Source organism: Wolbachia endosymbiont of Encarsia formosa, assembly GCF_039540065.1.
Lineage (GTDB): Bacteria > Pseudomonadota > Alphaproteobacteria > Rickettsiales > Anaplasmataceae > Wolbachia.
Map to the genome: position 1 here is coordinate 532,868 of NZ_CP154278.1, position 21,408 is coordinate 554,275.

The following is a 21,408-nucleotide window of genomic DNA, read 5'->3' on the forward strand; positions in this document are numbered from 1 at the left end:
ATCCTAAACTGAAATAACAACTCTTTTAAACTAAGTTTTCTGGATCCCAGTGTCAGCTACTTGGATGACAGGAAAATAGGTACTGGAATGACAAGAGAGAGCTACTTGAATGACATTCCGCCATGTCATTCCAGCACTTGATGCTGGAATCCAGATAAAAAACCAGTCTGGAATGAAAAAAAGAGAGAGAACCTTTACACACTTCTCTCTTTGCTAACTGAAGAAACATGGTTTTCAACTCTTACATCATCAGTTAATCCTCCTGGTAGTTCAACAGAAGCATTAGACTTAGTAGCTTCTCGCTGATCACTATTGCAGTTATATTTAGCTCCTTTATTTAACATCTTTGCATTGTATGTAACGTTCGAGCGCTTAACTCTCCTGTGTTCCTTTTGCCGTGGAGCAGGTGGACAGACAGATAATTTTGGTTTTTCATTTTTCTCTTCTTTTGCTTCTTTCTTTTCTTTATTTATTTTTTCCAGTTTTTGTACTTCACTATCTTTGTCACTTATAACAGGTTTAGGTAGAGTGTCTACTAATTTTTCTATAGGCTTTGGTAAAATAGCACGTTCTTGCTTATTCAGAGTGATTGGCATTGGAACTTGAGATGAAAAATTAAAGAGGTGAACTGGAGCAACTTCATTCACTTTTGTTTCTATTTCTTGACGAACTTCTTTTAATTCTGTTTTTTCTGCTTTTTTATCTCTTTTTTCTTCAGTGACATCTTGCTCTACTACTGCTGCTAAATCAACTGCAAAAATTTCTGCAAACATTGCAATGACTGAACCCACTAGAAAAGTTTGCAGCTTCAATTTTAAATTTTGCAACGCTTGCAAACGTTCGAGTATTGCTATTTCCTCTTCCGGAGATAACCCACCACTGAGTAATTTCTCCTGCAATTCTTTTATCTCTTTGTCTAGCCTTTTATCCCAACTTAAATCTTTTTTGAAGATCTTTTTAACTAATTCCTTAAGCTTATCACGAAAAAACTTAATTATCGAAAGAAGCAGATTTTTCTCTTTCTTCTCCTTGAGCATTTTGTAGACTTTCGGATCTACATTTACTTCAAAAAGATTAAAGAGGGATTCAAAGAAATTTGCGAATACCCCTTGATTATTATCAGTAAAGTAATCCTCATCGTCTTTTATCTGTAGCTCTACTTGAGATAATGTTTCATCAGTGCAACTCGCAGCCTGACGCTCAAGCTCTATTCTCTTGAGCTCAGCTTTCCTAGCAAGCTCCTCCATGAATCCTTTTAATTCATTAAGCTTCTGCTCTGCAGAGAGATCTTGCTCCCTAATTCGATTAATGAAGATTGAGCTACCGTCCTCTTCGGTGTTATTGATTAAAAAATTTTCCATTGCTTTTTCTCCATTAATTAAATTACTGTTTCTATAATTGTTTAGAAAGCTTTTTACCATTTTATCTTAAGTCTATAAAACATAATAACTCAATCTTACAATATGAAGTATTTAATAAGTATTAATCTTAAAAAATATCAATAATCTATTGATATTTTTATATTTATACTACATGCAGCCTATCATATATTACATAATCTTTCAAGAACATATTCACTATAATAGAAGACTTTCTTATTTGCCTCTAAAACACCCGCAAAGCATATAATTAAGAGAATATTATAGTCTTAGTGTAATATTATACAATGTACTAAAATATGTTATAATGCTAGCATACCACTGAATTGATGCTGAGATATTCCTTTGCTCGATCAGTTAAAACACGTCCTCTTGGTGTGCGCTTTACGAAACTGACCTTGATTAAATAAGGTTCTACTGTTTCTTCAATATTGCCAAGATCTTCAGATAGCGCAATAGATATAGTGTCAATTCCAATAGGTCCTGAGGTGTTAAACAAAAATCTCAGATAATCCATATCTAATTTATTTAGTCCCATTTTATCTATACCCAATTTTGATAGTGCAGAACCGGCAATTTCACAGGTAATTTTTTTATCATCTTTTACTTCAACAAAATCTCTTATTCTTCTGAGTAATCTCAAAGCAATTCTTGGAGTACCACGGGCGCGGTAGGCAATTTCCTGCACAGCATCCTTTTCGATTTCAGCACAAAGAACTCTTGCACCTCTTTTTATAATATCAACCAGTTCCTCAAAAGAATAAAACTCAAGATGTAGGGGAATACCAAAACGATCCCTCAGCGGTGCAGAAAGCAGTCCAAGCCGTGTTGTTGCTCCAATCAGTGTAAATGGTGGTAAATCTATTCTTAAAGTTCTAGTAGATGGGCCCTCACCTACTAGTATATCTAGGCAAAAATCTTCCATAGCAGTATATAAAACTTCCTCAATGCTACGATTTAATCTATGGATCTCATCGATAAATAGAACATCCTTTGCATTTAAAGTAGTGAGCACTGCAGCTAAGTCCCCAGCTTTACTAAGCAATGGACCAGAAGTTGCACGAAAGCTAACCCTTAACTCCTTAGAGACAATTTGTGCTAAAGTTGTTTTACCAAGCCCTGGAGGACCATAGAGTAATACGTGATCCAAAGCTTCAGCTCTCGTCTGTGCAGCATTTATAAACACTTTTAAATTTTGTATTAAATCTTTTTGCCCGAAAAAATCATCAAGTTGCTCAGGCCTGATATTTAAATTACGTACATCTTCAGAGTATTCCTTACTACATGATATTGACTTCATATTGTTTTAAGCGCCATACGAATAATATCTTTAGTGTCCAAGTTTGGTGATTCATCTTCTATTTTTTTTATTGTATCATAAGCTTTTGTTCTTTCATATCCAAGATTGATCAAGGCTGAAAGAGCATCTTCACTAATTGAGTGAAAATTATTGTTATTTATCTCTAATTTACTTACTTTGCCATTCAGCTCAGTAATAATTCGATTTATGAGTTTCAGGCCAAGTCCACTCACCTTAAGTGCTAGTTTATCCTCATTTATAATTGCCAAAAATAGTTGCTCTGGAGTTAATTTGCTCAAAATTGACATTGCGGTTCTATAGCTGACACCGCTCACTTTAACTAATAAACGCAGACACTGCTGTTCTTCTTTACTTATAAAGCCATATAGCTGAGCAACGTTTTCTCTGCTATTTGCATAAGTGTCGATAAGTAATTTTACTCTACTTCCGATTGAACAAGCACTTAAAATTTTGGCTGAAAGATACACTATATAGCCAACATCATTCACATTCAGGATTATGTGATCGCTGCACACTTCATCAACTATTCCGCTTAGATTTCCTATCATTTTTAGTACTGTATAAAGTTCAGTTTAAATGCTCCTGAATCTTAGGTCAAGCAAACGAACATTATAGCAGTGGTTTCAGTTTCAATCATTGCAGACAAGTTTGCAGGAAATCTATTTGAATATGTTATTCCAGATCATTATGTAATTGAACCACAAGTTACTCCGATAGAAGTAGAATTGCAGTCTCCTAACTTAGCTAAGTAGTAGAAATTTCCATCTTTGGCGACATTAAGGTAATTGTTTGCTGTTTGCAAAAATATTTGCATAATTTAAGTAACACTACTTGATAAGAATTAACTATGGAGCTTAATAAGATTGCAGCATCGATTTTACTTTCTGGATTAATAATTATGATAGTTAGTAATGTAGTTGATACGCTCTATAACCCAGAGGATTATAAAATTGAACACCAAACAATAGTAGCAGCCAGCAATGAGCCTCAGCAAAAGATTGAACAAGTGGCACTTGATATTGGGGAGCTCATGCAAAATGCTAGCTTTGAAAAGGGGAAGTCAGCAGCAAAAAAATGTATAGCTTGCCACAGTTTTGAGAAAGGTGGAATGAATAAAGTAGGACCAAATTTGTGGAACGTAGTTGGAAATAAAAAGGCACATCTTGGCAGTTCGTTCAATTACTCAAAAGCACTGCTTGAAAAAGGTGGAAAATGGGGATATGAAGAATTATTTACTTTTTTAAAAAATCCAAAAGCCTATATAAAAGGTACACGTATGGCATTTGCAGGCATTTCCAATCCACAAGAAATTGCAGATCTAGTCAGCTATTTGCGTTCGATGAGCGATAGTCCGGTTGCCTTGCCAAAGTAGTATGAATTATTGTAAATTACTTGATGGAAGTAATGGCCATATAGCATATCGAAAGCTACAAGGAAAGAAGGCTTCTATAGTTTTTCTTAGTGGTTTTGCATCCAATATGGATGGAACTAAAGCAACTGCTATTTACAAATTTTGCCAAGAAAATGACGTAGCACTTGTGCTCTTTGATTATTTTGGTCACGGTAATTCAAGCGGTGACTTCGCTGATTATACAATAAGTGATTGGCAAAAAAATTGTGCTAAAGTGATAAGCGAATTAACTAGCAGCAAACAAATAATTATAGGCTCAAGTATGGGTGGATGGCTGATGCTGCTCACTGCCCTTCAATTTCCAGAAAAAACTGCAGCGCTAATTGGTATATCGTCTGCTCCTGACTTCACTGAAGATTTAATATTTAAGCAATTATCAGATAAGCAAAAAGAAGAGCTGTGTTCTAAAGGTGTAATAGATTTTACTTCAGGGCACTGCGCGTACAAAATAACTAAAAATTTGATCGAGGATGGCAGAAAGAATCTCCTTTTAAATCAAGAAACAATAGATATAAACTGTCCTGTGCGCTTATTGCATAGCATTAATGATAAAGATGTTCCTTATCAAACTTCATTGAATTTAGCTGAAAAAATTAAGTCAACAGACGTTGAAGTACACTTAATAAAATCAGCAGAGCACAATATGTCTGATAATCATTCACTGAAAATTTTATTTAAGACCATCAGAGAATTTTTGTCAGGAGAAATATATAATTGAAGTAATTTAGATGTGTTTGTCGTAAGAACTGCAGTTATAGCTTCAACAGTAGGCGCTATTCTTGATCACCTCAACATTTTCTCTTGGCAGTTCTTTAATAAATCGAGAAGTGCGCATTGGTTGCCACTGATTATTAATCTCCCTCCTATCTGCACATGAAATGACTAACCTTTCTTTGGCTCTGGTTATGCCAACATATGCAAGTCTTCTCTCTTCTTCCAAAGCTTTACCACTTTTATCTTCAAAAGATCTTTGATGAGGAAATAATCCTTCTTCCCAACCAGGTAAAAACACGCACGGGAATTCAAGCCCTTTAGCCGCATGAAGAGTCATAACATATACATTGTCATCGCTATTCATATTATCCACTTCCATCACCAAACTAATGTGCTCCAAGAAGGTTATAGCGCTGTCAAAATTCTTCAAAGATGCAATGAGCTCTTTAACATTTTCTATTCGCGCTAAACCCGTCACTCCTTCATTCTCAAGCATTTCCATATATCCTGATTGATTTGCTACGATTTTAACGAATTCATGCAGCGGTTTTACGCTTACTATTTCTTCCCAAGCTTTAATTGTATTTAAAAAATCATTTAGTGAGAGTTTAATTCTTTCGGTTACTTGATCACTATTAACCAATATTTTTGCTGCCTGAAAAAAAGAAATTTTGTTATCCTGAGCAGTCGTGTATATTTTCTTTAGAGTTGTAGCTCCTATGCTTCTTTTGGGACGATTTACGATCCTTTCAAAAGCGAGGTCATCATTATTATTTGTAACAAGCCTTAAATATGCAATTATATCCCTTACTTCTTGACGTTCGTAGAATTTTACGCCACTTATAATCCTATAGGGAATTGAGTATTTTATAAAATACTCTTCGAGAACTCTAGTTTGAAAAGTGGCCCTAACCAGCACTGCAATGTAACTAAATTTGTATTTATTGAGCTTTAATATCTGTTCGCTTATAAACCTTGCTTCAGCTTTTCCGTCCCACAATTTTATTAGACTTACCTTTTCTCCTTCAATATTTGTTGTCCACAACTTTTTCTCTAATCGAGTCTTATTGTGATTGATAATATATGATGCAGTTGCAAGTATATGTGATGTTGACCTGTAGTTACATTCTAATTTTACGATTTTTGCATTTTTAAAATCATCAGAAAACTTCAAAATATTTTCAACTTCTGCACCACGCCAACTGTATATCGATTGATCATCATCTCCTACACAACAAATATTTGAGTGCTCTTTTGCAAGGTATTTTAGCCAAAGATATTGTATTGCATTTGTATCTTGATATTCATCTACCATAATATATTTAAACTTGTTTTGGTAGTAGGACAGAACCTCGGTCTTTTTATTAAAAAGTTGTATGTTATATAACAATAAGTCACCAAAATCAACAGAGTTAAGGAATTTTAACCTTTCCTGATACTGGTAATAGACCTTGAGTGCAGTTACATATACTGGCCTAAATGATTGAATATCTTCCACTTCAGATGGCAATAAGCACTTCTCTTTCCATTGCTGAATAATATTCATAATGGTCTTACATTTTTCCGATAGGTAATCAGGATTTATTTCATCGATAATATTTTTTATTACCTGTAATTGGTCATCCACACCAATGATTGTAAAATTGGGGTTTAAGCCCACAATTTCTGCGTGCAGGCGCAAAATTTTTGCTGCAATTGCATGGAAAGTGCCAAGCCATGGTATTTTTGTGCCCGTTAGATCAAGCACTCTTGATACCATCTCATTTGCTGCTTTATTTGTAAATGTAACTGCTAAGATCTCATCAGAGTAAGCATAGCCATTTCGAATTATGTGCGCTATCCTTGAAGTGATCGTTCTTGTTTTTCCTGTTCCTGCTCCTGCTAGTATCAAAGTTGGTCCATTTACGTTAGTTACAGCTAATTGTTGCTCTGGATTTAGCAGTGAGAGATAATCGTTCATTGAAGCCCTATAGACTATAACTTCGTAAAGTTAAACCTATGATCCAAATATTGTAAAGATTTTATTGAATAGAACAGTTTAAAGAATACTTCACTCAAGTACTACATATTTAAACGTAGGTTTTGTATCTATCTTGTTTTAGTAGCTTCAGCTGTATGTAGAGTAACAAGAACTTGATTTGAGATGTTGGCACTAGAGCTTCTACTTGTTGGGTGGATAGGTGGAGTTTGGAATGGCTTAGACTTACGATTCAGTTCCTTCATCTCTATTTCCTCAGCTTTAACAGGAAGTTTTTCTGGAATATAGAAGTTATGCATTTCAGGTCGTTCAGTGAGATTTTCATATGTTTCTTTCAACCAAGATCCGATATCATATATAAACTCATATGCTTCTTCTTTAAATTCTCTCCATGATCTACCTAAACTGGCTAGTGTGTTATTGAAGTAAATTTTCACATGATCTCTTGTGGTGTATTGATAACTTTTGCCATCTAACTTGCCACTTTGCTTATCACAAGTTTCGAAGTAACCAAATGTGTTATACATTTTGAGCTATGACTGACTATTAACATACATATATTTTACATTAATAAATTAAAATTGTCAAGAGTGTTTGTGTGACTGAGAAAATGCTCTATATAATAATTTAAAATGGAGCTGAAGCTTGTAGTACAATGTTTTTAAACGTTTAATATAATATTGACTTTACGGCAATAATTATTTTAAGTTAGTAACTATTGTTGCAGTTAAAGTATCGATGCCTTTTTTCTTTTATTTTTTCGCAATTCTTAGCATTTTATCTGCTATTTGTGTAATTAGTGTAAGAAATCCTGTGAATGCAGTATTATTTTTAATTTTCACCTTCGTTAACTCTGCAGTGCTTTTCATTCTCCTTGGAGCTGAATTCATTGCTATGATGGTACTGATAGTATACATCGGTGCGGTCGCAGTGTTATTCCTCTTTGTAGTTATGATGCTCGATATTGACTACATAAGGTTGCGCCAGGGTTTTGTAAAGCATTTCACTCTTGGTGCTATATTATGTGTTGTGTTTTTTCTAGTCATCAGCTTTGTAATCCTCAGCTCAGCACCAAATATAAGCAATGTTATAAACTATAATACTAATAACGTGAAAGCTATCGGTAATTTGCTCTACACTGACTACATGTACGCTTTTCATCTCTCTGGTATTCTGCTGCTTGTTGCAATTGTTGGTGCAATTGCTCTTACTTTGCAGGACAAGAAAAAAGGAGTTAAAAAACAGAATGTATTAAAGCAATTGACACAATCTTCATCTGTAAAATTGGTTAAGGCTAAATTTGGAAAAGGAGTAGAATGGAAATAGGATTAAATTATTTTTTGATAGTTGCTGCTGTTTTGTTCACTATTGGGGTGTGCGGTATTTTCATTAACCGTAAGAGCATAATCAACATACTGTTATCAATAGAAATATTATTGCTGGCAATTAATATCAATCTAGTTGCTTTTTCTGCCTTTATGAATGATATAGTTGGGCAAATTTTTGTGATGTTTGTTCTGACTGTTGCAGCAGCAGAGTCAGGAGTTGGGCTTGCAATATTGGTTGTATATTATAGAAGACGTGGCAATATAGAAGTTGAACAGGCAAATTTAATGAAAGAATGAAAGTATGATTGATATACTGAAATTAATAGTATTTCTGCCACTTTTTGGTTCATTGTTTGGAGCATTTTTTAGAAAAAGTCAGTTAGTTACAACGGCAGGGATTGGAATATCTGCAGTTTTATCTTGGTATGTTTTTCTCACCTTCTCTGAAAATTATCACTTGAGTTTATTTCCTCTATTTTCATTAAGTGTATTAAAAGTAAATTGGGCAATTAGTGTTGATGCTCTCTCATCCTTAATGCTTATTGTCATTACCACCGTTTCACTAGTAGTCCACCTCTATTCTATCGGTTATATGGATCATGACAAAGGGAAGTCGAGGTTTTTTTCTTACCTATCGCTATTTACGTTTTGCATGATTGTGCTGGTTGTAAGCGATAATTTCGTGCAGCTTTTTTTTGGCTGGGAAGGGGTTGGCCTGTGTTCTTATTTACTCATAGGATTTTGGTTCCAAAAATATTCTGCAAATAATGCAGCAATTAAAGCATTTGTTGTGAATAGGGTAGGAGACTTTGCACTATTGATTGGAATCTTTCTTATTTATTATACATTTCACTCTTTGAATTTTACTGAAGTTTTTGATACAACTGATCTTCTTGGCACGCAGAACATTAGAGCATTCTGTTGTGAATTCAAAGTAACTCATATAATATGCATATTACTTTTTATTGGCTGTATGGGTAAATCTGCACAGCTTGGTTTACATGTTTGGTTGCCAGATGCAATGGAAGGGCCAACCCCTGTTTCTGCACTCATTCATGCAGCAACGATGGTAACAGCAGGTATATTTTTAATAGCAAAATGTTCTCCATTGTTTGAGTTATCAAATGTTGCACGAGAATTAATAGTTATCGTTGGTGCACTTACTGCTTTTTTTGCAGCCACCGTTGCGATTACTCAGAATGATATAAAAAAAATAATTGCTTATTCAACCTGCAGTCAACTTGGTTATATGTTTATGGCATGTGGGCTTTCTGCTTACAATGTTGCTATTTTTCATTTAATGACACACGCTTTTTTTAAAGCTCTACTATTTCTTGGTGCTGGCAATGTAATTCATGCAACGCATCATGAGCAAAACATTCAGAAAATGGGAAATTGCTGGAAGAAAATCCCTTGCACTTACGCTCTCATCTGGATTGGGTCTCTTGCGCTTTCTGGAATATTTCCATTTGCAGGTTTTTACTCAAAGGATTTGATAATTGAACATGCTTATAGCACGGATAGCTTTGCTTTTGTAATAAGCTTAGTTGTTGCATTCTTCACAGCGTTTTACTCTTGGAGGTTATTGCTTCTTGTGTTCCATAGCCAAAAACAGAGTAAAATTAATATACATGAAGCACCGAAGATTATGCTTATACCATTACTGATACTTGCTTTTGGATCGGTATTTTCTGGAGTATGGGGAGCAAATATTTTGAACATAACTAGTAATGCGTTTTGGAAATCAAGTTTAATGGTGATTGATGAGCATGGAGTTCATAATTTCTTTATAAAACTGCTGCCAACCTTAGCGAGCATAAGTGGAATAGCACTTGCGTACCTAATTTACCAATATCAAGTAATTAGGAAAATTAAGAGTAAATTTTTACTTAAGTTTTTGCAGAATAAATGGTACTTTGATGAGGTGTATGAGTTTGTTATAATTGCACCGATAAGGTTTATATCTAGGCTTCTATGGAAGTTTGATGTTAAGGCTATTGATTCATTTGGACCAAATGGTGTTGTAAGGTTGGTTAATGAATGTTCAAAAAGTTCTATAAAGTTACAAACTGGTTATATATTTGATTATGCATTTATTATGTTTGTTACTTTAATAATCGGTGCTTTATATATTATTGGAATTAAATAGAAGGTGTTGTTACTTAGTATATTCTTGCTTCCACTGATAGGAGCGTTGATTTTATCCTCGATCAGGATTAATCATCAATCTATACACCTAAGATTCCTTGCCCTATTTTTTACTATACTTCCATTTTTGCTTAGCATTGTAACTTGTATAGAATTTGATTATAACAATGCGGACTTTCAGTTTGTCAGCTATCCAATAAAGAATGTAGGAATAGGGATAGATGGTATATCGTTGCCTTTCCTTCTGCTTACAACTTTCTTGTTTGTAATTTGTATACTCTATAACTGTAAAATGAGTTATACGAACCTAAAAGCCTATATGGCATTATTTCTACTGCTTGAGAGTTTTGTAGTCGGGTTTTTCGTTTCACTGAATGCTATAAGCTTTTATGTGTTTTTTGAAGCTGTTTTAATACCAATGTTCTTTATTATTGGCATTTGGGGAGGAAAACACAGGGTATATGCAACGTTTAAGTTATTTCTTTATACATTAACTGGCTCATTATTATTTCTACTTGAATTAGTGTACATCTATAGCATTTTTGGGACGTTTAATATACAAAAATTAGCCACATTAGTGCCAAGCCTTGATCTTGAAGTGCAGTCATTGCTGTGGATTGCATTTTTTATTTCCTTTGCAATAAAAGTTCCAATGTTTCCATTTCACACTTGGCTTCCTGATGCGCATGTGCAATCACCAACTTCTGGATCTGTAGTTTTAGCTGGCTTGCTTATTAAAATGGGGGGATATGGATTTTTAAGATTTTCTATTCCAATGCTTCCTCAGGCAAGTTTGTATTTTTCAAATTTTGTTGTTGTGCTGAGCATTATTGCGGTGATATATGCTTCGCTAGTTGCGTTTGCTCAAGATGATATAAAGAAGTTAATAGCTTATTCTTCAATAGCACATATGGGGATCGTTACTGCTGGCCTCTTTTCATTTTGTGAGGAAGGAGTACTGGGTAGCATATTTCAAATGATTAGTCATGGCCTTATTTCTGCTGCTTTATTTTTGTGTGTTGGAATGCTATATACTCGAACTGGAACTTTGGAGATTGCAAAGTATTTTGGCATAGTAAATACAATGCCAAAATTTGGTTTTATGTTCATTTTGTTTTCAATGGCTTCAATAGGGCTACCTGGAACATCTGGGTTCATAGGTGAGTTTTTGGCTATGGTTGGAATGTTTAAGAGCATAGGGTTTTTTACAGGATTTATCGCACTTGGCACTATTTTAAGCGCAGTTTATATGCTGAATTTATGTAAGCAAATAATATGGGGGGTTAGCTATTCTAAATTATTAAATAATCGCTTGGATAGCATAGAATTTTCTGTCTTAATTCTGCTTGCAGTGTTTGTTATTTTGCTTGGATTCTACCCAACCCTTGCACTGCATTATTTGAAGCCATGTATGGCAAATTTGTTAGTCAAATATAATGCGCTATGAATTATATACAGATATTGCCGGAAACGTTCTCTATTATCTCCTCGTTAGTGTTGCTACTGCTTGGAATTATATTTAACCGCCGAACTATCAACTTATTAGCACTTGGCTGCACAGTGGTAACTTTGATTATTTTAATTATTTCGGCAGAAAACAATGAAATTTTTCTCTTTAATTCGTTGTTAAAACTCAATTTATACATCAGGTCAGCCCAAGGGTTAATTCTCAGCACAGGAATTTTAATACTTTTGCTGCTGAATTTATCAAAATATGACTATAAATATGAATTTTCAATACTGATTCTTTTTGCGCTATTTGGCATGATAACTTTGGTTTCAGCAAATAGTCTGATTTCTTTTTATTTAGCTTTTGAGTTGATGAGTATATCTTTGTATGTTCTTGCGAGCTTTAATAAAGATTCAGCTTATTCATGTGAAGCAGGAGTGAAATATTTTACACTCAGTGCATTATCTTCCTGCATTATGCTATATGGAATGTCGCTGCTTTATGGATATACAGGAGAAGTCAATTTCTCTGAGCTTGGTTCATTTCTGCAAAACCATCAGATAACTTATGGACTAGTTTTTATTCTTATTGGTTTGTGTTTTAAGCTTGCTATTGCTCCTTTTCATATGTGGGCTCCAGATGTCTATCAAGGTGCACCTACCATAGTAACTGCGTTTTTTTCTACGGCCCCAAAAGCTGCACTTGTAACATTTTTAATTCGATTGATGAATGAAGAGTTAGTAAATGTAAAAAGTTATGTTCAGCCTATTTTCTTATACGTTTCAGCATTGTCTGTGCTTATCTCAGCTTTTGGGGCCTTGCGTCAGCAAAACTTAAAAAGGCTGCTTGCTTACAGTTCAATTGGTCACATTGGTTTTATATTTGCTTCACTTTCTATTTTTACACAAGACGGAACAGATAGTGCCTTAATGTATCTGGTGATATATATCATCACAAGCATAGGGCTATTCTCATATCTCGTACAAATTGACGATGACGATTGTGATATTGCAAATTTATCTGGTATAGGAAAAAAGCAACCAATTTTAGCATTCCATCTTTCTATACTATTACTCTCGATGTCGGGAATACCTCCACTTGCAGGTTTTATCGCTAAATTTTTTATATTCAAAAGTTTAATAAATTCTGGCTTTATCAGCCTATCTTTGATCCTTGTAATAGCGAGTGTGATATCATGCTACTATTATTTAAATATCATGAAAGTTATGTATTTTGATAAAGCTAGTGGTAATAAGGTTGCTTATTCTAAGGGTCTATTCATTATCACTTCAGTGGCTTCACTGATCAACCTCGTTCTTTTCTTGTATGTAGAAGATCTTTACTCACTCATTGAACTAAAGGGCTGACAAGGTGACCCTTGAAGGTTTTCGTATTCATCATTACAAAGAAGTTTCAAGTACTAATAAAGAAGCATTGGATTTAATTGAGAAAGGGATATCTAATGAAACTATTATTATTACCGATAAACAAACAGAAGGTAGAGGGCGCACTGGAAAAAGTTGGATTTCTCCAGAGGGTAATTTCTATGCAAGTTTGATAATTAATCAGGAAACGGATGTTAGCAAATTGACAGAATTGACTTTTGTGACTGCTGTTGCTGTCGGGAATACTTTATTATCGTTAAATTTCTTGAATAATCAAACCCACTGTGGTGTCATTCCAGTGCGTGACACTGATTTTTCTTCTGGATCCCAGTGTCAAAGCACTGGGATGACAAGAGATCCATTCATAAACGGTCTCAATCTTCAATATAAATGGCCAAATGATGTTCTAATCGATGGCAAGAAAATAAGCGGAATATTGCTTGAAAGAAAGTCCAATTCGAATTGGCTAATTATAGGAATTGGAATTAATGTCAATCATGCACCACTTCCAGGAACAACGTGCATTAGCAATTACGGTGAATCTGTGTCTAACATGGATCTGTTAAAGGAATTAATAATAAATTTTAATAAGCTAAGAAAGCAATGGCTATTTGATGGGTTTTATGCTATAAGAGAAATGTGGCTCACAAGAGCATTCAAAATGAACAAGCAAATCAGTGTAAAGCTAGCTGACAAATTGCATGAGGGAATTTTTGCTGATATAAATGAGAGTGGTAAATTGGTATTGCAGCAAATAGATGGAAGCTTAATCTATTTTGATGCAGGTGAGTTATTTATTAATGATATATTATGAATACATATGTAATTTTTGCTTACCTTATTAGTCTCATACTGATTGGTGGAAATTTGATTTTTACTGTTTCTTGCTATATAAAAAGTAAAAAAAACTTAGAAAGTCTTAAAAGCAAAAATGAAGAAGAAACATAAGCGATTACTTATAACTTCAGGAATTTTCTGCTTTTTAAGCTGTATCGTCTTTTTTATTTTAACGACGCTCAAAGAAAATATCTCATTTTTCTATACAGTAAGTGAAGCCATAGTCTTAAAAAACAGTCAAAAGTCAATCCGCGTTGGTGGAATGGTTGTTGAAAATAGCGTGATACGAAGCGAAAGCGAAGTAGTTTTTCAAATGACAGATTTTAACAAAAGCGTTGTGGTGAAATACCAGGGAATACTTCCACCAATGTTTTCAGAAAAAAATGGTGTTGTTGTGCAAGGTAAAATGTCTGATAACAGCACCTTTCTTGCAGATACGGTGTTTGCAAAACATGATGAGAACTATAAGCCAAAAGTTTTAAAATAGATTTCCTAATTCAGTTGTATTGAAATCGTATGTGAAAGAAAGCAACAGCCTGTTAATAAGCTATTAACTACTATAATATATCAGGGTGAGTTGGCGCTTCCCATTTTACGTTATTATGGTCAATTATTGCTGCTTTTAATCCTTCAACTTCGCCCATTAGGTGAACAAATTCTTCTGTCCATGTTCTATAGTTTTGATTATTATCAATAAACTCATCCTTTTGATTGTTATGAATTAATTGATTCAAATGAGATAAACCGTTAGCCAATGCTTGTTTCATATCAATACACTCTTCTCGAAGTTGTGCTATGTTGTTCATAAGTGAGGCATTCAAATCAGAAACAAACTTCACATTTAAATCGTAGACTAACTTATCCATAACTTGATAGACGTAATGAATTGTTGCAATTTTATCTGCAATGTCCTCAAAGTTTGTGGGCTTAACTTCAACTTCTATATTGTCTATTTCTTTAAAGTTGAAATCGCTCATTTGGTTTATTACTTCAAAGTTATTTTCGCTTTCTTGTTTACTGTTGTTACTCATGTTATCTCCATAAAATTTTAAAATCAACTCAGTTACACTGAAATAGCATGTAAAAAGAGTAACAGCCTGCTAGCAAGCTGTTACTTTCCTAACTACTAGAGTATATCAGGATGGGTTGGTTCTTCCTCAGGTAACATATTATTTAATTTAGCTGTTAAATCTGCTAGATCTTTTTGTAATCCTTTACTTGTGTCGCCTATAATATCTTGCAAACTTACGACTTTATCTTGCTCTTGTTTTAACATAATATTTAACTTATTAATAAATTTTTCATTAATATTATTAGCTAATTCATCAAATGCTTTTTTAACAGTATCACCACTAACCGCTTTTTTTAAGTCCTGTATATCCTTACCAGTACCTTTCTTAAGTGTAACAAGACCAAGAGCGCTTATAAGTTGTTCTTCATTATTAGCACTTTGTAAAAGGTTTTGTGAGTTCTTACTCATATAAATTACCTCCATAAATTATTAAAGTTTAAATTATTTTTTAGTTTCACATGCACACTGTTGATTTATCAATATCCAAGTTCACAATAAATGATCTGTTACTGCAAACTCAGCATTAACATCTTGAAGAACGTAAGTTGATGGATGTGCATCATTCCAATTTGCTTCACTCTCCTCAGGAATCATTCGGTCAACCTTACCCAGAAGCTCTTTCATTTTTTCATTTTGCTCGTTAAATTTCTCTTTTAATGCATCAATAATAGCTTTAGAATGATCCTTACTGCCGAGATCACCAATCACATCTGTCACTTTCTCATAAGGCAGTTTGTGAATGATATCTTTAAGCTCTTCTGCACCCATGTTATCCAAAAGTTCTGTAAACTGCTTATCAGACATACTATGAGCAAAAGCTTGAAGTTTTTCTGGGTTGTTAGCTAAAGACTTAACAACCATCTGAATCTTATCAGAATCATCAGTTAACTCTCGAGCTACTATTGCAAGTTTATCGTGGTCTAGCTTCTTAACTAAATTATGTAATGTATCTTCTTCTAAAGTTTTTACTAAAGTTGGAAGTCGATTTTTTAATGCTTCGTCAAAAAGAGTGCTTAAAACTTCCTCAGGTGCATCTTTTATTAGTTTTACAAACTGATCATTACTTATTGTCTTGATAACCACCTGGAGCTGATCCATTTTAAGGTGAGGGAAAATTTGTTTTACTTGATCTAGGTTAAAGTCTTTTACTAAGTTCGTAACCTGATCCTTATTTAATAAGGGGACTATTATTTTTAACTTTTCTTGATTTAATTCATGAACAAGAATGTGTAATTGGTGGTTGGTTAAATGACTCACCAAAGCTTGCCATTGATTATCTGTTAAGTGCTCTACTAAATACTCTATTTGGCCTGGACGAAGAGTATTGGCAAGAATTTCTAACTGACCTTCTGTTAGTTCCTCAACAAAAATTTTAGCAAACATCTTTGATAGTAGTATATTCTCTGGTATTTTAGATAATATATCTTTTATTGTTTCTTCACTGACATCCAGTCCAATATATTGTAATGCCTGATTGTCAGGTGAATTAATAATATTATCCTTGATAATCTGAGAAATAATATTTGTAAGTATCATCCAGCTCTTCCTGTGTTACATAACTATGTTTCGATCTCTCAGATTTAACATTATTACGCAAATTACTACCACCATCTCCTCTACTTATAAACTTCGATTCCATTGATAGCTTGACCAACATATCACCGTAATATACAAATGCACAATCGTTTTCTGAATAACCTGGTTTATTTCCAGAAAGAATACTTTTTAGGGCATTTCCCTCTTCATCCCTTATGCAATAAAACCCATCTCTAGCGATGTTATCGCCGCATAATCTTATTGGTAATTCTATCGCTTCATCTTCTTTTTCCAGTTGCACAAGCTTAACTTTTTTAACAGGTTGAAAACGAGAAAAGTCAGGCCAATAGACGCTGCTACCAAATCCTTTTGATAATTCCTCTCCGGGTACCATCTTAAAGACAAGTTTTTTTCCACTCATAAGTATTATCCAATAAATTTAATTATATCTATTCTAACATTTATTGATTAATTTATTATTAAATTGGTTTATACTAGAATTATAATAACAAAATATCACTAGAGAATTAGTATAAAACCCCGATAGAATAAATAGGCTGGCTTTATGGTATGTTGAACCTATATTGGTGGAGGCAAGCGGGATCGAACCGCTGACCTTCTGCGTGCAAAACAGATGCTCTACCAGCTGAGCTATACCCCCACTTTTGCTTAAAGCATAAATCACTCAGGCTGAAATGCAAGAAATATTTATTTGTGAGGCTATTGCTAAATATTGCACAAATTCTGCATTTATGTATAATTCTCTATCTTTTTAGAGTTGTACGTCAGCTTTACCAAATGAATCTTTGAATTAACAAGAAGTTTTCCTTCAAAAATTTTTAATTAAATTATCACTAATGCAGTATATTATATAATTTATTTAACCACGCATGAAAATTTTAGTTTGATTAAAACAGATAAAAACTATATTACTGTTTAGTATAGCTGAAAAATAAAATGATCCCGTAGCTCAGCCGGTAGAGCAACTGACTTTTAATCAGTGGGTCACGCGTTCGAATCGCGTCGGGATCACTTAGAATCTTAAAAGCATGCTAAAAGAACAGGACAAAGTATTCATAAACTTAAATGGTAAAGAAACACCACTACTTGAGGGTGCAAAAAAACGTGGTAGTTGGCAAAAAACAAAGGAATTACTGGATTTAGGATCAGAAAAAATCATTGATGAAGTAAAGAAATCTGGCTTGAGAGGTCGAGGGGGTGCAGGATTTTCTACTGGCCTCAAGTGGAGCTTTATGCCTAAAAGTCCTTCAAAATCATATTTAGTAGTCAATGCAGATGAGTCAGAACCTGGTACATGTAAAGATAGAGATATATTACGATATGAGCCACATAAGTTACTTGAGGGAATTCTCCTGGCCGGCAAAGCGATTAGCGCATCAGTTGCGTATATTTATATCAGGGGTGAATTTTATAATGAATATTTAGTTCTAAAAAAGGCACTTGAGGAAGCCTATAAAGAAAACTTAATTGGAAAAAATGCCTGCAAATCAGGTTATGATCTTGATGTATTTATCCATAGGGGTGCAGGAGCTTATATATGTGGAGAAGAAACAGCTCAACTTGAATCAATTGAAGGAAAAAAGGGCTTCCCTCGCATGAAACCTCCATTTCCCGCAGGTGTTGGACTTTTTGGCTGTCCAACCACAATAAACAACGTTGAAACTATAGCCATGGTTCCAGATATTCTAAATCGCGGAGGAGAATGGTTTGCATCTCTTGGTAAACCAAATAATACTGGTACTAAGATTTTTTGTATTTCAGGACATGTAAACAACCCGTGTAATGTTGAAGAAGAGCTCGGAATTCCACTACGTGAATTGATTGAAAAATACGCAGGTGGAGTGCGAGGAGGTTGGGATAATTTACTTGCTGTAATACCTGGTGGGTCTTCAGTCCCATTAATTCCAAAATCTATATGTGATACTATTGAAATGGATTTTGATTCATTAAGGGCTGCACAATCAGGGCTTGGTACTGCTGCTGTAATAGTGATGGATAAATCAACTGACATAATAGCTGCAATAGAAAGATTATCACATTTCTATATGCATGAGTCCTGCGGACAATGTACACCATGCCGTGAAGGCACTGGATGGATGTGGAGAATTATGAGAAGAATGGTAGCAGGAAATATTAAACCTGGTGAAGTAGATAAGCTACTTCACCTTACAACTCAAATAGAAGGGCATACAATTTGTGCACTTGGCGATGCTGCAGCTTGGCCAGTTCAAGGATTAATCAGACATTTTCGTCATATAATTGAAGAGAGGATAGTAACTTAACTTATATTTTTAAATGATTTTACTACTTAGCAGCTAAAGTTAAAGAATATTGATTTCCTTCCCTTTTAGGTGCTAATTCTACTTTTGCAATATCTTCAGCGTCTCTAATTAGACGTTCTAATTTTTCCAGTCCAACTTCAGTGTTTATAAGCTCTCTCCCTCTAAATCTCATTGTGACTTTAATTCTATGTCCATGCACAAGAAAATCCCTTGTTTGACGCAATTTTGTTTCGTAGTCGTGATCACCAATATTAGGACCCAGTTTAATTTCTTTTATAGTTAATGTTTTTTGTTTCTTTTTTGCTTCACTTGCCTTCTTTTTTGCATCATATTTTTGTCTGCTGTAATCCAGAACTTTACATACTGGAGGAGTTGAATCAGGTGCAATTTCCACCAAGTCTAGCCCGATATTATGAGCAGATGCCAAAGCTTGTTCTATTGGCACAATTCCGACCATTTCACCATTATGATCAACTAAGCGTACCTCCTTAGCTGTGATGAATTCATTAATTCTATTTTTATTGTTTTTTTGTATCTGCAAACTTTAACTCCCTAAAACTTAAATTAATACTTTTTAACAGCAATTCAGTAGCCTTTTCCAAAGAAAAAAACTCCTGTCTTTCCGATCCTAAATTTCTTACTGAAACAGTTTTACTTGTAACTTCATTTTTGCCTATAATCCATAATATAGGAACTTTGTTTGAACTATGCAAACGTATCTTATAACTAATTTTTTCATTGGTCAAATCAGTCTTGACTCTCACACCTTGTTCTTTTAAAACGTTGCTGATTTCTGTGGCGTAACCGTCAGCCTCATTTGTAATGGTCAGAATAGCAAGCTGTGTTGGAGCAAGCCAAACTGGAAATTTTCCTGCATAATTTTCTATTAAAATTCCAATAAAACGCTCAAAAGTTCCAAGAATTGCCCTATGTAACATGACAGGGTGATGCTTGTGCCCATCTGCTCCTATATAAAAAGCTTCAAGCCGCTCCGGTAAAATAAAATCAACTTGCAACGTTCCGCATTGCCAATTTCTTCCTATTGCATCTTTCAAAACAAACTCTAACTTTGGACCATAAAATGCACCTTCACCAGGGTTAAGTTTATAACTCAAGCCCGCTTTTTTCACGGCTTCAAGCAGCGCTTTTTCAGCTCTATCCCACACTTCATCATTACCTGCTCTAATATCTGGACGGTCTGAAAATTTCACATAAATTTCATTGAATCCAAGCTCTGAATATACTTCTTTTAAAAGGTCACAAAATTTTACAGTTTCAGAATTTACTTGTTCTTCCATACAAAAAATGTGTGCATCGTCTTGCGTAAAACCACGCACTCGCATCAGTCCGTGCAATGAGCCTGAGCTTTCATTCCTATGGCACGTGCCAAATTCTGCCATACGCATTGGTAGATCACGATAGCTTCTGGTGTGAGAATTAAAAATCTGCACATGACAAGGGCAATTCATGGGTTTTATTGCTAGCTTTTTACTTTCAGATTCATCAATAATGAACATATTTTCACGAAACTTATCCCAATGTCCCGATTTTTCCCACAGCTCTTTGCTTACTAAAATAGGTGTTTTTACCTCAAAGTAGCCATTGTTCATTAACTTTTTTCTGATGTAAGACTCAAGAACATTATATAAAGTATATCCCTGTTCATGCCAAAAAATCTGCCCAACAGCTTCCTCTTGAATGTGAAATAAGTCCATATCCCTAGCGATTTTGCGATGGTCGCGTTTTTCTGCTTCTTCCAGACCTTTAAGATAAGTATTTAATTCATCCTTATTTCTCCACGCGGTGCCATATATTCGCTGCAACATTGGGCCATTAGAATCACCACGCCAGTATGCTCCTGCAACTTTCATAAGCTTAAACGCTTTAACTCTGCCAGTTGAAGGAGAATGTGGACCGAAGCATAAGTCAACAAAATCGCCTTGCCTGTAAACAGTTAGGTTTTCACTTTCTGGTATGGAGGAAATAATTTCAACCTTATATTTTTCGTCTATACCACTAAAGAAATCAATTGCCTGCTTGCGAGTCCAAACTTCTCGAACAAATCTGTAGTTACTTTTTATAATTTCCTTCATTTTTTTTTCTATTGCAGCAAGATCGTCCGTGGTAAAGGTACGATCTGTAGCAAAATCATAGTAGAAACCATCTTGAATTGTTGGCCCGATAGTAACCTGAATATTAGGAAAGAGTTCTTTCACTGCCTGGGCCATTATATGAGCAGCATCGTGCCTTATTATGTCCAAACCCACTTCGTCACTCAGTTGTATCACCTCTATCTCTGCATCAGATTCAATTTCACGTGAGAGATCATACAACTCACCGTTTACTTTCAATGCAACTGCTTTTTTCAAAGCATCCGGTTGTAATATATCAAAGCCAGTGACTCTACCACTGTATTCTTTTACTTTTTGTTCGGTTGAAAAGGTAACTTTTATCATTCATCAGACCTTTTGTCATCCCAGTGTGTGACACTGGGATCCATGTTTCTTTTTTTTCTAGATTCCAGCGTCACGCGCTGGAATGACACC

At 34.6% G+C, this 21,408-nt stretch carries 22 protein-coding genes and 2 tRNA genes; 12 read left to right on the forward strand and 12 right to left on the reverse strand.

Features of this window, described 5'->3' with window-relative positions; translation table 11 throughout:
- Positions 1-194: 194 nt before the first annotated feature.
- The 3 genes from AAE962_RS02810 to ruvA form a co-directional block, all read right to left on the reverse strand.
- Entirely contained in the window at positions 195-1,421 is a 1,227-nt protein-coding gene (locus AAE962_RS02810) for a hypothetical protein (RefSeq protein ID WP_343289487.1), read from the reverse strand.
- Positions 1,422-1,689: 268 nt separating this feature from the next.
- Positions 1,690-2,679, reverse strand: coding sequence for a Holliday junction branch migration DNA helicase RuvB (ruvB, locus tag AAE962_RS02815; protein ID WP_343289488.1), 990 nt, complete (start codon positions 2,677-2,679; stop codon positions 1,690-1,692).
- Positions 2,676-3,248: a Holliday junction branch migration protein RuvA gene (ruvA, locus tag AAE962_RS02820; protein ID WP_343289489.1), complete on the reverse strand. Its 573-nt coding sequence runs from the start codon at positions 3,246-3,248 to the stop codon at positions 2,676-2,678. The genes ruvB and ruvA overlap by 4 nt, the downstream gene beginning before the upstream one ends.
- 69 nt (positions 3,249-3,317) lie before the next feature.
- Here ruvA and AAE962_RS02825 point away from each other — a divergent pair, with 69 nt between their 5' ends.
- From AAE962_RS02825 to AAE962_RS02835, 3 genes are all read left to right on the forward strand, one after another.
- On the forward strand, positions 3,318-3,452 hold the full coding sequence (locus tag AAE962_RS02825) for a hypothetical protein (RefSeq protein ID WP_264336485.1): 135 nt from the start codon (positions 3,318-3,320) through the stop codon (positions 3,450-3,452).
- 95 nt (positions 3,453-3,547) lie between these two features.
- Positions 3,548-4,072 (forward strand): cytochrome c family protein, encoded by a 525-nt coding sequence (locus tag AAE962_RS02830; protein WP_343289490.1) that lies wholly within the window; start codon positions 3,548-3,550, stop codon positions 4,070-4,072.
- A 1-nt stretch (position 4,073) separates the two neighbouring features.
- Positions 4,074-4,829, forward strand: coding sequence for an alpha/beta hydrolase (locus AAE962_RS02835; RefSeq protein ID WP_264719739.1), 756 nt, complete (start codon positions 4,074-4,076; stop codon positions 4,827-4,829).
- A gap of 42 nt (positions 4,830-4,871) precedes the next feature.
- Here the strand turns inward: AAE962_RS02835 and AAE962_RS02840 are convergent, their stop codons facing one another.
- Together AAE962_RS02840 and AAE962_RS02845 are read right to left on the reverse strand one after the other, a co-directional pair.
- Entirely contained in the window at positions 4,872-6,785 is a 1,914-nt protein-coding gene (locus AAE962_RS02840; protein WP_343289491.1) for an ATP-dependent helicase, read from the reverse strand.
- A gap of 128 nt (positions 6,786-6,913) precedes the next feature.
- On the reverse strand, positions 6,914-7,330 hold the full coding sequence (locus AAE962_RS02845) for a hypothetical protein (RefSeq protein WP_343289492.1): 417 nt from the start codon (positions 7,328-7,330) through the stop codon (positions 6,914-6,916).
- Between the two features lie 211 nt (positions 7,331-7,541).
- Here AAE962_RS02845 and AAE962_RS02850 point away from each other — a divergent pair, with 211 nt between their 5' ends.
- The 7 genes from AAE962_RS02850 (at position 7,542) to ccmE (ending at position 14,438) form a co-directional block, all read left to right on the forward strand.
- The gene (locus tag AAE962_RS02850; protein WP_343289493.1) at positions 7,542-8,129 is read left to right on the forward strand and encodes an NADH-quinone oxidoreductase subunit J; all 588 of its coding nucleotides are present in this window, start codon (positions 7,542-7,544) and stop codon (positions 8,127-8,129) included.
- Entirely contained in the window at positions 8,120-8,428 is a 309-nt protein-coding gene (gene nuoK / locus AAE962_RS02855; protein ID WP_343289494.1) for an NADH-quinone oxidoreductase subunit NuoK, read from the forward strand. Before AAE962_RS02850 ends, nuoK begins: the two co-directional genes overlap by 10 nt.
- A gap of 4 nt (positions 8,429-8,432) precedes the next feature.
- Positions 8,433-10,280: an NADH-quinone oxidoreductase subunit L gene (gene nuoL / locus AAE962_RS02860; protein WP_343289495.1), complete on the forward strand. Its 1,848-nt coding sequence runs from the start codon at positions 8,433-8,435 to the stop codon at positions 10,278-10,280.
- Between the two features lie 3 nt (positions 10,281-10,283).
- Positions 10,284-11,726 carry an NADH-quinone oxidoreductase subunit M gene (locus tag AAE962_RS02865; RefSeq protein ID WP_343289496.1) on the forward strand — a complete coding sequence of 481 codons (1,443 nt, stop codon included), beginning with the start codon at positions 10,284-10,286 and terminating at the stop codon, positions 11,724-11,726.
- Entirely contained in the window at positions 11,723-13,096 is a 1,374-nt protein-coding gene (locus AAE962_RS02870) for an NADH-quinone oxidoreductase subunit N (protein ID WP_343289497.1), read from the forward strand. The genes AAE962_RS02865 and AAE962_RS02870 overlap by 4 nt, the downstream gene beginning before the upstream one ends.
- A 4-nt stretch (positions 13,097-13,100) precedes the next feature.
- Positions 13,101-13,928: a biotin--[acetyl-CoA-carboxylase] ligase gene (locus tag AAE962_RS02875; protein ID WP_343289498.1), complete on the forward strand. Its 828-nt coding sequence runs from the start codon at positions 13,101-13,103 to the stop codon at positions 13,926-13,928.
- A gap of 117 nt (positions 13,929-14,045) precedes the next feature.
- On the forward strand, positions 14,046-14,438 hold the full coding sequence (gene ccmE / locus AAE962_RS02880) for a cytochrome c maturation protein CcmE (RefSeq protein WP_343289499.1): 393 nt from the start codon (positions 14,046-14,048) through the stop codon (positions 14,436-14,438).
- Between the two features lie 70 nt (positions 14,439-14,508).
- Here ccmE and AAE962_RS02885 read toward each other — a convergent pair whose 3' ends face one another.
- The 5 genes from AAE962_RS02885 to AAE962_RS02905 all read right to left on the reverse strand — a co-directional run bounded on the left by AAE962_RS02885 (position 14,509) and on the right by AAE962_RS02905 (position 17,220).
- Positions 14,509-14,982 carry a hypothetical protein gene (locus AAE962_RS02885; protein WP_343289500.1) on the reverse strand — a complete coding sequence of 158 codons (474 nt, stop codon included), beginning with the start codon at positions 14,980-14,982 and terminating at the stop codon, positions 14,509-14,511.
- Positions 14,983-15,077: 95 nt separating this feature from the next.
- Entirely contained in the window at positions 15,078-15,431 is a 354-nt protein-coding gene (locus AAE962_RS02890) for a hypothetical protein (RefSeq protein ID WP_343289501.1), read from the reverse strand.
- Positions 15,432-15,512: 81 nt separating this feature from the next.
- Positions 15,513-16,559 (reverse strand): hypothetical protein, encoded by a 1,047-nt coding sequence (locus tag AAE962_RS02895; protein WP_343289502.1) that lies wholly within the window; start codon positions 16,557-16,559, stop codon positions 15,513-15,515.
- Positions 16,519-16,980, reverse strand: coding sequence for a hypothetical protein (locus AAE962_RS02900; RefSeq protein WP_343289503.1), 462 nt, complete (start codon positions 16,978-16,980; stop codon positions 16,519-16,521). Before AAE962_RS02900 ends, AAE962_RS02895 begins: the two co-directional genes overlap by 41 nt.
- 164 nt (positions 16,981-17,144) lie before the next feature.
- Positions 17,145-17,220 (reverse strand) — tRNA-Ala (locus AAE962_RS02905).
- Positions 17,221-17,518: 298 nt separating this feature from the next.
- On the opposite strand from AAE962_RS02905, the gene AAE962_RS02910 reads away from it, so the two are divergent.
- Both AAE962_RS02910 and nuoF read left to right on the forward strand, forming a co-directional pair.
- Positions 17,519-17,591 (forward strand) — tRNA-Lys (locus AAE962_RS02910).
- A gap of 17 nt (positions 17,592-17,608) precedes the next feature.
- Positions 17,609-18,862: an NADH-quinone oxidoreductase subunit NuoF gene (gene nuoF / locus AAE962_RS02915; RefSeq protein ID WP_343289504.1), complete on the forward strand. Its 1,254-nt coding sequence runs from the start codon at positions 17,609-17,611 to the stop codon at positions 18,860-18,862.
- Between the two features lie 22 nt (positions 18,863-18,884).
- On the opposite strand, the gene infC is transcribed toward nuoF, so the two are convergent.
- Both infC and thrS read right to left on the reverse strand, forming a co-directional pair.
- Complete coding sequence (gene infC / locus AAE962_RS02920) at positions 18,885-19,403, reverse strand: translation initiation factor IF-3 (RefSeq protein WP_343289505.1); 519 nt, start codon at positions 19,401-19,403, stop codon at positions 18,885-18,887.
- On the reverse strand, positions 19,381-21,318 hold the full coding sequence (thrS, locus tag AAE962_RS02925; RefSeq protein WP_343289506.1) for a threonine--tRNA ligase: 1,938 nt from the start codon (positions 21,316-21,318) through the stop codon (positions 19,381-19,383). Before thrS ends, infC begins: the two co-directional genes overlap by 23 nt.
- Positions 21,319-21,408 lie beyond the last annotated feature (90 nt).

Coding starts and splice junctions, on each gene's coding strand:
- AAE962_RS02810 (WP_343289487.1), bottom strand. CDS start 1,421: ATGGTAAAAAGCTTTCTAAACAATTATAGAAACAGTAATTTAATTAAT.
- ruvB (WP_343289488.1), bottom strand. CDS start 2,679: ATGAAGTCAATATCATGTAGTAAGGAATACTCTGAAGATGTACGTAAT.
- ruvA (WP_343289489.1), bottom strand. CDS start 3,248: ATGATAGGAAATCTAAGCGGAATAGTTGATGAAGTGTGCAGCGATCAC.
- AAE962_RS02830 (WP_343289490.1), top strand. CDS start 3,548: ATGGAGCTTAATAAGATTGCAGCATCGATTTTACTTTCTGGATTAATA.
- AAE962_RS02835 (WP_264719739.1), top strand. CDS start 4,074: ATGAATTATTGTAAATTACTTGATGGAAGTAATGGCCATATAGCATAT.
- AAE962_RS02840 (WP_343289491.1), bottom strand. CDS start 6,785: ATGAACGATTATCTCTCACTGCTAAATCCAGAGCAACAATTAGCTGTA.
- AAE962_RS02845 (WP_343289492.1), bottom strand. CDS start 7,330: ATGTATAACACATTTGGTTACTTCGAAACTTGTGATAAGCAAAGTGGC.
- AAE962_RS02850 (WP_343289493.1), top strand. CDS start 7,542: ATGCCTTTTTTCTTTTATTTTTTCGCAATTCTTAGCATTTTATCTGCT.
- nuoK (WP_343289494.1), top strand. CDS start 8,120: ATGGAAATAGGATTAAATTATTTTTTGATAGTTGCTGCTGTTTTGTTC.
- nuoL (WP_343289495.1), top strand. CDS start 8,433: ATGATTGATATACTGAAATTAATAGTATTTCTGCCACTTTTTGGTTCA.
- AAE962_RS02870 (WP_343289497.1), top strand. CDS start 11,723: ATGAATTATATACAGATATTGCCGGAAACGTTCTCTATTATCTCCTCG.
- ccmE (WP_343289499.1), top strand. CDS start 14,046: ATGAAGAAGAAACATAAGCGATTACTTATAACTTCAGGAATTTTCTGC.
- AAE962_RS02885 (WP_343289500.1), bottom strand. CDS start 14,982: ATGAGTAACAACAGTAAACAAGAAAGCGAAAATAACTTTGAAGTAATA.
- AAE962_RS02890 (WP_343289501.1), bottom strand. CDS start 15,431: ATGAGTAAGAACTCACAAAACCTTTTACAAAGTGCTAATAATGAAGAA.
- AAE962_RS02895 (WP_343289502.1), bottom strand. CDS start 16,559: ATGATACTTACAAATATTATTTCTCAGATTATCAAGGATAATATTATT.
- AAE962_RS02900 (WP_343289503.1), bottom strand. CDS start 16,980: ATGAGTGGAAAAAAACTTGTCTTTAAGATGGTACCCGGAGAGGAATTA.
- nuoF (WP_343289504.1), top strand. CDS start 17,609: ATGCTAAAAGAACAGGACAAAGTATTCATAAACTTAAATGGTAAAGAA.
- thrS (WP_343289506.1), bottom strand. CDS start 21,318: ATGATAAAAGTTACCTTTTCAACCGAACAAAAAGTAAAAGAATACAGT.